The sequence below is a fragment of the Kocuria sp. HSID16901 genome (genome assembly GCF_003989425.1).
Taxonomy (GTDB): Bacteria; Actinomycetota; Actinomycetes; order Actinomycetales; family Micrococcaceae; genus Rothia; species Rothia massiliensis.
The window spans coordinates 298,530-311,823 of record NZ_RBLM01000002.1 but is presented as its reverse complement, the minus strand read 5'-3'; the positions used below and the strand labels follow the sequence as shown (position 1 = coordinate 311,823).

Genomic DNA, 13,294 nt, shown 5'->3' with positions numbered 1-13,294 from the left:
TTGTTCGTAAGATGGGGAGCATGTCCGTCTCGCAGCTCACCGACAGCACACAAAACTACCTCAAGACCATCTGGTCGCTTAACGAGTGGTCAGATAGCCCTGTAACCGCCTCGGCGATTGCGCAAACTACGGGCTTGCGGTTGTCGTCGGTTTCCGACGCCGTCCGCAAACTCACGTCCCAGGGGTTACTCACCCACGCTCCCTACGGCGCCGTGACGCTGACGGACGAGGGTCGCTCGCACGCCGTCGCGATGGTTCGACGGCACCGACTCCTCGAGACCTTTTTGGTGGAAACTCTCGGTTACACCTGGGATCAGGTACACGACGAGGCGGAGGAATTGGAGCACGCCGTCTCCGATTTCATGATCGACCGGATCGACGAGGTCCTGGGCCACCCGGAAAGGGACCCCCACGGGGACCCGATCCCTGGGCGCGACGGAACAATATCTACTCCTGAAGCGCATCGTCTCACGGACACGGAACCGGGACGGCCGGTGACGATTGAACGAATTTCCGATGCCGACCCGCAGCTGCTTCAGTACTTTTCTGCGAAGGGGCTGACAGTCGGCGTGCGGGTCGAAATCTCCCCCGGCGCACCGTATTCGGGTGGACTCGAGGTGCACATCGCCGGGAGCGAGGACAGCCTCTCATTGGGACGCGAGGCGACCGACTCCGTCTTTGTCTCCGCCTAGAGATTCACAGTCGAAACGACAATGGCCAGCACGGGTATAAAACTGACCCGGCTGGCCATTGCCATGTCATGAATTAGTCGAGATCGACGACCTCAAACTCCAGCATTCCCTCCGAGGTCGACACCGTGGTCTTCGGATCCCGTGTCTGCCGTTGGGATGCCCAATTCTGGAAGCTAGACTCATCGGCCCAATGAGTAATGACGTAGTACTCCTTCTGCTCGCCAACGGGACGTAGCAGTTCGAATCCTTGAAAACCGGGTGCAGAGTCCACGGAGTGCTTTCGCTCCGCAAATCGATGCTCGAGTTCCGGGCCCACGCCTTCGGGGACGGAGAGTCTATTGATCTTGACGACGGTCATGTCGGCCTCCTTGCAGCTTTCGATAACCCGAGCTTAAGTCGGCTACTTCGGCCCCACCATGCAGTAGATCACTTTCCTGGCGCCCCCGGCGATGGCTCGTAGAAAGGGCCTGGTCAACGCGATGGAGTCTGCGTCAAATTTTGTGGATGGTCCCGACATCTAGCCGTCACCGGGTAAGGGACTCTATTCGTCGTCCTGCGTGGTGGGCAGAGCGCGGTACTCTTCGTCGGAGACCGGCTCCAGCCACTCGTTACTGACGTCCTGACCGGGCGTAATGAACGCGACGTGTGAGAACCATACGTCAGCCTTCGCACCGTGCCAATGCTTTGTCCCGGCCGGTACTCGGATCGTAGTGCCTGGAACCATGCTGATGGGCTCTTCGCCTTCCGCTTGGTACCAACCCGAACCGGCGGTGCACAACAGGATCTGGTCACCCCCGCCGTCGGTGCCGTGGTGGATGTGCCAGTTATTGCGGCATCCCGGCTCGAAGGACACGTTTGATACCGGGACGGGCCCGTCGGTCAGCGGCGCGAGATAGCTTTGGCCGATGAAGTATTGAGCGAAAGCCTCGTTCGGTTCGCCTGTGGGAAAAATTTGAGTGAATTCGTTGCTCACGGTGATCTCCTCGTTGGTCCTGATCCGGTAAGGATCTGTGAGGCCACGCTATGTCAATGATGTGGCTGGCGGGAGACCACATCTCGAGCGCAGCAGCCAGAACTCCGCGGTGGAAGCCGGTGCCAGTAACGGTCTAAAAACAAAAGAACGCCCACCGCATTCGGTAGGCGTTCTTCATTTCTACTTCTTAGCCCGCCTAGCTAGACGGAAGCCCCAGTAGATATATTGTGGTGGAGCTGAGGGGACTCGAACCCCTGACCCTCTGCATGCCATGCAGATGCGCTACCAGCTGCGCCACAGCCCCATGTGATCATCACGAAGATGATCTCTGGTGTTTGCCTCGCGGCAACTCCTCTACTATATGAGAGCCTTCGCGAGTTGTGCAAATCCGTGAACGGTGATCTGCACCACCTAATTTTTAGGACTTAGGTTCTGGTGCCAGTTCCGTCGCCTCGGGAAGGTCACCGACCTCCTGCACTTCGTTCTCCACGCCCAGCGAGATGCGCGGAGCATCTGCCCAGAGGCGGTCCAACGCGTAAAATTCGCGCTCTTCCTCGTGCTGAACGTGGACGACGATGTCACCGAAGTCCAACAGGACCCACCGTCCGCCGGACTTGCCTTCGCGGCGAATCGGCTTCAGGTTTTTCTGCTCGCGGAGCTGGTCCTCAACCTCGTCAACAATGGCATCCACAAGGCGTTCGTTGGACGCGGAGGCGATCAGGAAGCCGTCGATGAGGCCCATGATCTCTGAGACGTCGTACGCGTTGAGCTGCGTGGCCTGCTTCGATTCAGCGGCCTGCGCGGCCACGGTGATGGCGTCGATGGATTCTTGAGTAGCTGTCATGGTGTCCTTTCGGGACTCGAGAAGCGGTCGGATCAGAGAAGGAAAATGATTCCCAGCACGACGGCCGCAATCAGAAGTAAAGCAATGATGATGAAGAGGGCGATCTTGGAACCGGACTTTGGCGCCTTACGGTCCATGCCGGACAAGTCCAGGCCGTGAGCGTCCATCGCTCGAACCGGTCGTGCCGAAGATGCCGCAGCTGCGTTTCCCGACGTCTGTTCGGTAGATTTCTGGGGTTCTTCTTCCTTCGCACCGGTCGTTGGTGCGGTCAGAGGAATGGACGTGACGTCAGGTTCGTCAGACGACTTGGACTCCACCGGCGTCGCGTCCGGCAAGGTCGCGCCCCCAGCAACATTGTGAACCTGAGGCTCGTCCGGGCCGAAGACGACGGGCACCCCCGTGGTGACCGGGCCCAACACGTGTTCGTCGTAGTCCCGCTTGATATCAGTACTACTGAACCCGGAGAGGTGCGCCGGGTTGATGGACATGCTGGGACTATCGGCAACGCTCCCCGACTCGCCCAAGATGTGACGCTGAACCGCGTTCAGCACGTCCTCTTCTTGGAACTTGACGGCCGAGGCGTCCTCGGCGATAAACGCATCAAACTCGGCGTTCTCGCCCAGCTGGACAAACTCCCCGTGCTCTTCCAGAGAACGTGAAAGCGCTTCAAACCGGCGGTGAATCTCCAAAACGTCCGGGCTGGGCTCGATCGTCGGAACAATCGGAACGCCCTGGCTATGCAGCGGCGGCTCTCCCCGGACCTCGGCCAAATACCCGCGACGATAGCGGGCCAGGCGGCGGGGACCGTACTCCTCCGGGGCCGGAGGAACCTGTGTTCCGTCCTCCGCCACATACACCTTGTCCGGGTCCGACGTGATGTCGGTCGTGGTGGGAAGATTGCTACTCAGCTGAAGCTCCTTGAAATATCCGCTCGACGCGGCGTTACCGCGTCGTTGTTGAGTCTACCGGTCTGGGTTTCTCCCCCATGTTCCCTCGGGAGGCGATCGGGGTTCTGGCGGTCCGGTTCGTCTCCCGTCTCACCGTGCGGATCATACAGGTCGTACTTGTTGATGTACTGGACGACGCCGTCGGGAACCAAGTACCAGACCGGCTTGCCTGCCGCGGAACGTCTCCTGACATCGGTCGACGAGATGGCCATCGCCGGCACTTCCAGCAATCCCACACCCTCGCCGTGATAGGGCGCCGCCAACTCGTGTCCGGGACGAGTGACCCCGACAAAATACGCGAGATCCCACATGTCTGAGGCGTCTTTCCACGAAAGAATCTGCGCCATAGCATCTGCGCCCGTGATGAAAAACAAGTCCGCATTGGGACGAAGGGAACGGAGGTCTCGAAGAGTATCGACCGTGTACGTCGGCCCAGGGCGGTCGATATCGACCCGAGATACCGTAAATCGCGGATTCGATGCCGTCGCGACGACCGTCATCAGGTACCGGTGCTCCGCGGATGACACCTTCTTGTCGGCTTTCTGCCACGGCTCGCCTGTGGGCACGAAAACCACTTCATCGAGGTCAAAAACCGAGGCGACTTCGCTGGCCGCAACCAGGTGGCCATGGTGAATCGGATCGAATGTTCCGCCCATGACGCCGAGGCGGGTCCGCCCCTCCTTGCGGGGCGGAACGGATAATCCATGGCCAGGGGCAGTAGTGAGATGAGGATTCATGAAATGTGCGAATGGGACCCCGTATGGCGGTGCAAAGCGGGGTCCCAGCTTCCGTCGAAGGCCTTAGCGGCGGTGCTTCTGCTGGTATTCGGTCATGGCCTCGACTTCTTCAGGCGAAAGCGACGACGGGCTCACCGAATCACGGCGGATGCCACGACCGGAGAACGACATGGTCACGATGGCCATCAGCAAGAATGCCGCGAAGAAAATCACAGCCACCAGCCAATGGGGGATGCCGAGGTCGAACCCTTCGGATTCTTCCGCCAACGTTGCGGTGGCGAGGATAGCGGTGTTGAGCATAGTCCTATTTTTCCCTTCCGACGGGCCGATTCCAGCGTCCGCCGTGATGCCGGTGCGATGAGGTCACGTCCAGTTTAGCCCCTGACGTGGCCTTGCCCCCGGACCACCCACTGCGACGAGGTGAGTTGAGCCAAGCCCATCGGTCCGCGAGCATGCAACTTCTGCGTGGAAATTCCGACTTCAGCTCCGAGGCCCAATTCCCCGCCATCGGTGAATCGCGTGGACGCATTTACCATGACGGTCGCCGAATCAACGCGATTCACAAATTCATCGGCCTTACGGAGATCGTTAGTGATGATGAGTTCGGTGTGGCCGGTCGAGTACTTCTGAATATGCTCGAGAGCGTCTTCCATGGAATCGACGACCTTCACCGACATTTCGAGTGCCAGCGTTTCGGAATCCCAATCGTCGTCCGTGGCCGCAACCACTCGATCTGAGAACCCGCCCGCAAGCTCGGCAGACGCATCGTCCACGTGGAGGCGGACATCAGCGTCCAGCAATCCCTTGAGCACCTCGCCGGCCGCCTGCGATCCCTTTTGGATCAACAAAGTTTCGGCGGAGTTGCAGGCCGAGGGGCGGTGAATCTTCGAGTTCACGACGAGCGGGACCGCATTTTCGGCATCGGCGGTGTCGTCCAAGTAGATGTGAACGTTGCCCTCCCCCGTTTCAATGACCGGAACGCGGGCGTTCTGGACCACCGACTGGATCAGGTTGCCGCCTCCGCGAGGAATGAGGACGTCGACCTTGCCTTGAGCCAGCATCAGAGCGTTGGCACCGTCGCGGCCGTACTCGTCAACCGACTGCACGGCGTCCATGGGCAGCCCCGCGGCGTCGAGTGCGTCTCGGATCACGCCGACGAGCGTCTTATTCGTTTCGAGGGCAGCCGAGCCACCTCGCAACATCGCGGCGTTACCAGACTTCAAGGCGAGTCCCGCAATATCCACGGTCACGTTGGGGCGGGCTTCATAGATGGCACCGACGACGCCGAGGGGAACCCTGACCCGTGAAACCCTCAACCCATTGGGGAGGGTCTGGCCATCCAAGATCTCCCCAATGGGGTCAACCTGGGACGCAAGATTGTGGAGGGCCTCGATGAGTCCATCAATGCGCTCATCGTTCAGCGTGAGCCGGTCCAACAGGTTCTCAGCGAGGCCCTTCTCTCGACCCCGAGACACATCGTCGCTATTCGACCGCAGAATGACCTCTCGGGAGGCGTCAATGGCCTCGGCGATGCGGATCAGAGCTCGATCTTTACGACTCCGATCAGCGGTGGCCAGAGCGCGGGAAGCCCTCCGCGCGTCATCGGCCATCGCATTGACCGCGGTCTGAACGTCTTCAGGGACCGAAAAGGTGGACTGGTGTTCCTGTGCGTTTTCGCTCATAACGTCAACCCTAGCGGGAGGCGGTCAGCGAATCATCCGCTTTCACTGAACGTAAAAAACGTTTGACCGCCCCACCGCCGGCTCGAGCCTATGGTTTCCGGCGCAACAACGCGAGATTATCCACGTGCACCAGCACGCCGTCGAAATTCTCGCCGAGTTCGTCCACGACGTCGTCGGTGTGCTTTCCTGCGGTCAGATTACATTCGTCGCTCGAATAAGCGGCGATCCCGTGAGCAATAGTCTTTCCCTCAGGCGTCTTGAGCGCAATAGCCTCTCCTGGACGGAAGACACCCTCGACCTTGGTGACTCCCGCAGCCAAGAGAGAGGTCCGGCGGCGGATCGCTTTCACGGCGCCGTCATCGAGGGTCAACGCGCCCTTGGTTTTGGCGAGCTGAGTCAGCCACACCAGACGCACCGAACGACGGCCTCCCGTGGGCTTGAACCACGTACCGACGTCCTCACCCGCCAGCGCCGCCGCCGCATTCGCCGTGGAGGTCACGAGCGCGGGAATGCCCGATGCCGACGCAATCTTGGCCGCCTCGACCTTGGTGACCATGCCGCCGGATCCCACACCGGCACGACCGATGGTTCCGATTTCGACACCTTCCAGATCCTTTTCGGGATCCGAAACCTCGGCGATGCGTTCGCCGCCCTCGGCTGGGTGCTTGGTGTACAAAGCATCCACATCGGAGAGCAACAGGAGGGCATCGGCCTTGATCGTGTGGGCGACCAGCGCCGCGATGCGGTCGTTGTCCCCGAATTTCAGTTCGTGAGTCGCGACGGCGTCGTTTTCGTTAACAATCGGGAGTACGTTGAGGTCGAGGAGGCGCTCCAGCTGACGATGCACGTTGTGGTAGCGGTTCCGGTGCATGAGGTCCTCGGCCGTCACGAGCACCTGCGAGATGGTGACGTTATAGCGGGTGAAGAGCTCCGTGTACCGGGTCATGATGAGCGACTGCCCCACGGAGGCCGCGGCCTGCTGCGTGGAGAGATCTTTGGGGCGACGGCTCAAGCCGAGGGGCGCCAGACCGGCCGCAATCGCGCCAGACGACACGAAAACCACCTCAACATTGCGAGCGTGGGCCTTGGCCAACACATCGGTCACCGTGGCGACCGCGAGTTCGTCCAAGGAATTCGCAATGGAGGTCAACGAGGACGAACCAACCTTGACCACCACACGCTTGGCTTTGGGAATATCCGAACGCTTGGCGATGGGGCTGACCCGGTTCTTCCCCCGGTTTTCCGCGGAGCGCTGGATCTCGGTCTGTTTCAGCTTCGAGTTGGCCTTGCTCATTCTGTCCCGTTTCCTCCAGAAATTTCTTCGGTGCCGGTTCCACGAGCCTTACGCTCACGCGCTTGGTCCACTGATTCCGTCCACTTACCGGCAAGGCGTTCGGCCTCAAGGTCCGCACGTGCGGCGGCCCTCGCGTCCTTGCGCTGCTGGTAGTCTTCACGCTTCTCCGCACGCGTCGGACGAAGCAGCTCCTCGAGCCGGGCGTCTGTTCCTCGGGGACTCGTGAGGTTTTCCGCACCGGTCATCATCGTCGGTTCCCAATCGAAGAGCACGGCATCCGTGTCAGGTCCGATGGCGACGGCGTCGCCAGGCTTGGCACCTTGCTTAAACAATTCATCTTCGACCCCGAGCTTAGCGAGACGATCCGCCAAGAACCCGACAGCTTCGTCATTTGCGAAGTCGGTTTGCTTGATCCAACGCTCCGGCTTCTCACCCAATACGCGGAAGAGCGGCTCCAGGTTCCGTTCTTCATGACGAATTGAGAACTCTTGAACCTTTTTCTTGGAGAATCCGCGTGGACGAATAACCGCCGGAGCAGGTGCTTCCTCTTCGACCTCAACGGCCTCAGCACGAGCGGCCTCCACGAGCTCCGCCATCGCGAAGGAAAGCTCCTTCAGACCCTCGTGCGACGCCGTGGAGATTTCGATGACGCGCATACCGCGGGCCTCGAGGTCACCACGGACAAATTCAGCGAGTTCCCTAGCTTCGGGAACATCAATCTTATTGAGTACGGCGATGTGTGGACGCTCCACAAGCGGAGTGGACGTACCGGCGGTGGGATCGACGTCGTACCGAGACAATTCGGCGTTAATCGTCTCGAAGTCACTGATCGGGTCGCGATACGGCTCCAGCGTCGCGCAGTCAATCACGTGAACGATCGCGGCGCACCGCTCGACATGGCGCAAGAATCGGTGACCAAGGCCTTTGCCTTCAGATGCTCCTTCAATCAATCCGGGAACGTCTGCCACCGTGAAGCGTACGTTGCCCGCTTCCACGACGCCGAGGTTCGGCACCAGGGTGGTGAAAGGATAATCCGCGATCTTGGGACGTGCGGCACTCATGGCCGCAATCAATGAGGACTTACCCGCCGAGGGATAGCCCACCAGGGCGACGTCGGCAATCGATTTGAGTTCCAGCACGACGTCGCGCGCCTCGCCGTCGATGCCGAGCAAGGCGAATCCCGGCGCTTTCCGTTTGGGCGAGGCCAGGGCAGCATTTCCCATGCCACCAATTCCGCCCCGGGCCGCGACGAATTCGTCGCCTTCCCGAACGAGGTCGGCTAGGACTTCACCGTCTTTGCTTTTGACGACGGTGCCTTGTGGCACCGAGAGAATCAGGTTCTCCCCGTGCCGTCCGTGGCTCAGCCCGCCTCGACCCACATCGCCCTTGGGCGCGGTTTGATGCGGCAGATGATGATATTCGAGGAGCGTGGTGGACTGACCGTCTACCCTGAGGATCACGTCACCGCCGTTGCCTCCGTTACCACCGTCCGGCCCGGCAAGGGACTTGAACTTTTCACGGCGCACGGAAACACAACCGTCTCCCCCGGATCCGCCGCTGGCGTGCAAGACGACCCGGTCCACAAAGTTGGCCACACAAACTCCTCAAAATCTTGCGGTGCGTATTCCGCGATTCTATCGGTTAAGCAGAAAAGAGGGCATACGCGACGTACGCGCATGCCCTCTTTTCCTCTGCCGGTCACACCGACCGGCACGTCACGACGAACGAATTACTCCGCTGCGGACAAGATATTGACGACCTTGCGGCCGCGGCGACGGCCAAATTCGACCTGACCAGCGGCCAGAGCGAACAGGGTGTCGTCTCCACCGCGGCCGACGTTCTCGCCCGGGTGGAAATGGGTACCACGCTGGCGAACGATGATTTCGCCGGCGTTGACGGCCTGGCCGCCAAAGCGCTTCACACCCAGGTACTGGGGGTTCGAATCGCGGCCGTTACGGGTTGAGCTTGCACCTTTTTTATGTGCCATACCTGCCTACCTTCGGATGAAATTTCTGACGGAAAACCGTGCTGGGGGTTACTAGGCGTTGATGCCGGTGATCTTGACCTTGGTCAGATCAGCGCGGAAGCCCTGGCGCTTCTTGTAACCGGTCTTGTTCTTGAACTTCTGAATGACAATCTTCGGACCGCGGAGGTCCTCAACCTTCTCTGCCGTGACCGTAGCGGAAGCCAAGGACTTCGCATCGGCGTTGACCTTCTCGCCGTCAACCAGCATCAGCACGGGCAGCTCAATGGTGCTGCCGGCCTCGCCGGCGACGCGGTCAAGGGTCACGAGGTCTCCGACGGAAACCTTTTCTTGGCGGCCGCCAGCGCGGACAATCGCGTACACCACTTGGGAACTCACTTCTCTCGACGTTATCTGTACAAAGTTTTTTGGGAGAGCACCTAATTCAACAGGTCCTCGCCGAATGGGATGGGACCAGTCGCATCGCTACCTGCGGAGTGAACCACCGGGCGTCCGGACTCTCTTGCTCATTGACTCGTCTCAGCCCGTTTGACCGGCTCGGACCTTAACGTCCGTTCATGAGATGTTAATGAGCACCGACATACAAGACTACGACACCGCAAGTCGGGCGGCAAGTGACGGTGATGCGTGTCGCGCCCAATTTGGCGCGACACGCATCACACTAGCACCGGCTTATTCCGGGCGCTGAATTTCGTCAGCCGTGACGCCCACACCCAACATCGTGACGTTCTGGGACTCGGACTTCTCAGATTCCGGAGCGCGGTAGGTGGTTGAAGAAACCGAACCGCCCGAGGCCGCACCGGAAATGCCCGTCTGAATTTCACCGTCGGAACCACTCGAAGCGGCTCGACGAACGCGACGCTTCTTCGGCTTTTCCGGTGCACCGGTCGCCGAAGTGGGGATGGATGCTGTCGGTTCATTGGACGCACCCTTCTCCTCGACTGAGGCCTGACCGCTACCCGGCACCGCGACTCCGGTCACCGTTGCCTTCGCGGGATCCGGCGTCTCCTGACGGTTGGGGCGACGTCGGTTGGTATCGCCCCGACGGTTGGAACGCGACTCTGACTTCGTCGTATCCTCCGACGGCTTCTGGCGCCGGTTACGTCCAGGGCGCATATCTTCCAGAGCTTCCAGGGCAGCCTTGCGTGCCGCTTCGGCACCTTGACGACCTGAACGGGCCCTCGAAGCCTCTCGGCGCTCTTCCGCACGACGTCGGGCACGATCGGTGGTGGACACCGTGTCCGGTGTGCTCTGGTCGGCGTCTGCATCCGACGATTTTCGCTCGTCAGACGATTTACCGTCGAAGGCCGCATTGAGCGAATCGAGGCTGAGCTGAGAGTCATCACGACGCGTTGACTTCCGCTGGCCGCCCTTCTCGGACTGCGGCAGGTTGACGACCTCGCCCTGAATGGTGACGACCATATCCGGGTTGCCGTCGGTCAAGGCGCCGCCCTGATCCTCCGAGGAGTCCGCGTTTCGTTGGGAACTCTGCGAAGCCGAATCCTGACTCCGCGTTGCCTCGGCCTGGCGATCCTTATTCCGTTTGCGGCGCTTCCGCTTCTTGGCCGACTTCGATTCACCGCTCTCCGGACGGACCGTCTGAGCATCGTCATGCTGGCCGGACCCGGATGTGTCGTCGTCGTGGTGCGCGGATGCCGCCGCGATATTGGCCACGGCGTTGCGCGTTGCCTCGGCTTGAGCGTCATTGCGCTTGGGCGTCTCATGTGACGGACGTGACGAACGGTTGCGGTCCTTGTGCCGCTTGCGGTCGTTGCGGTTGCTGTGATCCACGGCGTCGGAACCTGAACGGCCCTTCAACGGCTGGTCATGCACAATCACACCCCGACCGCCGCAATGCTCGCAGGGCTCGGAAAAGACATCGAGGAGGCCGGTACCCATGCGCTTACGCGTCATCTGCACGAGTCCGAGTGATGTCACCTCAGCGACCTGATGTTTGGTGCGATCCCGACCGAGGCATTCGATGAGTCGGCGCAACACGAGGTCCCGGTTCTGCTCCAGGACCATGTCGATGAAGTCGATGACGATGATTCCACCGATGTCGCGCAGACGCAGTTGCCGCACGATCTCTTCGGCAGCCTCCAAGTTGTTCTTGGTGACGGTCTCCTCGAGGTTTCCACCGGATCCGGTGAATTTTCCGGTATTGACGTCAACCACGGTCATGGCCTCGGTGCGATCAATGACCAACGAGCCACCCGACGGCAGGAATACCTTGCGGTCCAGGGCCTTCGCTAAGCCTTCCTCAACACGGTAGTGATCGAAGAGGTCGCCCTCGCCGTCCCACTTTTTGAGGCGGTCCAGCAAATCGGGAGCCACATAGGTCACGTAAGCTTCGATGTTGTCCCAGGCCTGCTCCCCCTGAACGACCATCGCGGAGAAGTCTTCGTTGAAAACGTCGCGAACCGTCTTAATGGTGAGGTCCGGTTCCTGATAAAGCATCTCCGGGGACAGCGTCTTCTTCGACGTGGACTTCGACTCGATGTCTTCCCACTGCGCCCGCAGGCGATTGATGTCGTGTGCGAGCTCTTCCTCTGCAGCGCCTTCAGCCGCGGTGCGAACGATGACGCCAGCGCCTTCCGGCAATTTATCCTTGAGGATTTTCTTCAAGCGTGCACGCTCGGTGTCCGGAAGCTTGCGCGAGATGCCAGTCATCGACCCACCGGGTACATAGACCAGGTATCGGCCGGGAAGCGAGATCTGAGATGTCAGACGAGCACCCTTGTGCCCGATGGGATCCTTGGTCACCTGGACCAGTACAGAATCGCCGGACTTCAAGGCGTTTTCGATCTTCCTCGGGGCCCCGTCGAGACCGCTCGAGTCCCAATTCACTTCCCCCGCGTACAGCACAGCGTTCCGGCCGCGGCCGATGTCGACGAAGGCGGCCTCCATAGACGGCAACACGTTCTGGACCTTGCCCAGATACACGTTGCCGATCAGGGAGTCCTGCTGCGTCTTCGACACGAAGTGTTCCGAAAGGACGCCGTCTTCCAGTACACCGATCTGAATCCGGTCGTCCTTTTGCCGCACGATCATCTGGCGATCTACAGATTCACGCCGCGCAAGGAACTCCGCTTCCGTGATCACGTGGCGACGGCGCCCCGATGCTCGAGAGTCACGACGACGCTGGCGCTTGGCCTCGAGACGAGTGGATCCCTTAACCGACGTCACCTTGTTGGAGGTGGCGCCTTCGGTCACACGCGGCGTGCGGACCTTGGTGACCGTGTTGGGCGGGTCATCCTCCGAACCACCGGTTAATTCGAGGTCCTCACCACCGCGACGTCGGCGGCGACGACGTCGGGCGACCACCTCGCCGTCATCAACCGCATCGTCCTCAGGCTCATCCTCTTCAGATTCCTCGGCCGCCTTTTTGGCCTTCGCCGCCGCCTTTATTTCGTCAAGGTCGGGGGCGTGAAAAAGCAACGAGGTCGCCGAGATGGCGGGAAAAGTCCCGTCCTGGGTGTCGTCGTTGTCGCGATCGTCCTGTGATTCGTCGGTCGTCTGTTCAGCGGAGGCTCCCGACGCTTCTACGGGTGCATTTTGAGTGGTCTCTGGCTGTTGAGCTTCCGACTGTTCGGAAGGTTTCGTGGTGTCCTGTCCGAAATTCGCGGACGACACGGCGTTCTCAGATTCCGATGATTCGGCCCCACCGAGTTCGGCGGCGCCTTCGTGATGTGTGCTCATGTTTAGTTGGTACTCCTAGGAGAGCATCCCGAGCCGCACTCGCGATCTCTCTCGATTATTCGGTCTCACCGCATTCATCGCGGCGACCGGAAGTCATGGCGTACCCCGTGGCGCACGTCGAGCCGACGTAACAGAGATGCCGGCAATGGGCACCACTCGGGCCAATGGTTGCGCCGAGCTTCGCGTCTCGCAGAAGTCTTGTGCAAGGTGGTCTTCGCATCCCTGGTCGGGACGCGGTACACGGCACCTGTCGGCTGCACATTGGGCTTCGAACCGCGTGCGGCGCGGATCTCACCTCTGCCAGTATCGCACAGCAACACGTCCACATGCCGGATTACGAATTATCAGGGAGCTCCCAGTGGACTTGCGAAGCTTTCCGTAAAATTTCGAAGGAGCCCTTGGTTAGGATGATGGGGTACGAGCGCGGTCTTCTACCGCACGC

The 13,294-nt window shown here is 60.4% G+C and carries 13 protein-coding genes and 1 tRNA gene; 1 reads left to right on the top strand and 13 read right to left on the bottom strand.

The window, feature by feature from the left end; translation table 11 throughout:
• Positions 1-20 precede the first annotated feature (20 nt).
• On the top strand, positions 21-692 hold the full coding sequence (locus tag D8M21_RS03640) for a metal-dependent transcriptional regulator (RefSeq protein ID WP_048678202.1): 672 nt from the start codon (positions 21-23) through the stop codon (positions 690-692).
• A 73-nt stretch (positions 693-765) separates the two neighbouring features.
• On the opposite strand, the gene D8M21_RS03635 is transcribed toward D8M21_RS03640, so the two are convergent.
• The 13 genes from D8M21_RS03635 to D8M21_RS03575 form a co-directional block, all read right to left on the bottom strand.
• Positions 766-1,050: an antibiotic biosynthesis monooxygenase family protein gene (locus tag D8M21_RS03635; protein WP_048678201.1), complete on the bottom strand. Its 285-nt coding sequence runs from the start codon at positions 1,048-1,050 to the stop codon at positions 766-768.
• 183 nt (positions 1,051-1,233) lie between these two features.
• Positions 1,234-1,665 (bottom strand): cupin domain-containing protein, encoded by a 432-nt coding sequence (locus tag D8M21_RS03630; RefSeq protein ID WP_048678199.1) that lies wholly within the window; start codon positions 1,663-1,665, stop codon positions 1,234-1,236.
• A gap of 228 nt (positions 1,666-1,893) precedes the next feature.
• A tRNA-Ala gene (locus tag D8M21_RS03625) sits at positions 1,894-1,969 on the bottom strand.
• A 114-nt stretch (positions 1,970-2,083) separates the two neighbouring features.
• Positions 2,084-2,509 (bottom strand): ribosome silencing factor, encoded by a 426-nt coding sequence (gene rsfS, locus D8M21_RS03620; protein ID WP_048678197.1) that lies wholly within the window; start codon positions 2,507-2,509, stop codon positions 2,084-2,086.
• A gap of 32 nt (positions 2,510-2,541) precedes the next feature.
• Positions 2,542-3,360, bottom strand: a complete 819-nt coding sequence (locus tag D8M21_RS03615) for a hypothetical protein (RefSeq protein ID WP_126855661.1) — start codon at positions 3,358-3,360, stop codon at positions 2,542-2,544.
• Positions 3,361-3,413: 53 nt separating this feature from the next.
• Positions 3,414-4,193, bottom strand: a complete 780-nt coding sequence (gene nadD / locus D8M21_RS03610; protein ID WP_082156597.1) for a nicotinate-nucleotide adenylyltransferase — start codon at positions 4,191-4,193, stop codon at positions 3,414-3,416.
• A gap of 63 nt (positions 4,194-4,256) precedes the next feature.
• The gene (locus D8M21_RS03605; RefSeq protein WP_048678193.1) at positions 4,257-4,493 is read right to left on the bottom strand and encodes a hypothetical protein; all 237 of its coding nucleotides are present in this window, start codon (positions 4,491-4,493) and stop codon (positions 4,257-4,259) included.
• A gap of 74 nt (positions 4,494-4,567) precedes the next feature.
• Positions 4,568-5,875, bottom strand: a complete 1,308-nt coding sequence (locus D8M21_RS03600) for a glutamate-5-semialdehyde dehydrogenase (protein ID WP_048678192.1) — start codon at positions 5,873-5,875, stop codon at positions 4,568-4,570.
• An 88-nt stretch (positions 5,876-5,963) separates the two neighbouring features.
• Positions 5,964-7,169 (bottom strand): glutamate 5-kinase, encoded by a 1,206-nt coding sequence (gene proB / locus D8M21_RS03595; protein WP_082156596.1) that lies wholly within the window; start codon positions 7,167-7,169, stop codon positions 5,964-5,966.
• A complete protein-coding gene (obgE, locus tag D8M21_RS03590; RefSeq protein ID WP_126855660.1) occupies positions 7,166-8,764 on the bottom strand; it encodes a GTPase ObgE in 1,599 nt (532 codons plus the stop codon). Before obgE ends, proB begins: the two co-directional genes overlap by 4 nt.
• 134 nt (positions 8,765-8,898) lie before the next feature.
• On the bottom strand, positions 8,899-9,156 hold the full coding sequence (gene rpmA, locus D8M21_RS03585; RefSeq protein ID WP_030014389.1) for a 50S ribosomal protein L27: 258 nt from the start codon (positions 9,154-9,156) through the stop codon (positions 8,899-8,901).
• A gap of 51 nt (positions 9,157-9,207) precedes the next feature.
• Entirely contained in the window at positions 9,208-9,519 is a 312-nt protein-coding gene (gene rplU, locus D8M21_RS03580; protein ID WP_048678608.1) for a 50S ribosomal protein L21, read from the bottom strand.
• A 306-nt stretch (positions 9,520-9,825) separates the two neighbouring features.
• A complete protein-coding gene (locus tag D8M21_RS03575) occupies positions 9,826-12,852 on the bottom strand; it encodes an Rne/Rng family ribonuclease (protein ID WP_082156595.1) in 3,027 nt (1,008 codons plus the stop codon).
• Positions 12,853-13,294: the final 442 nt, after the last annotated feature.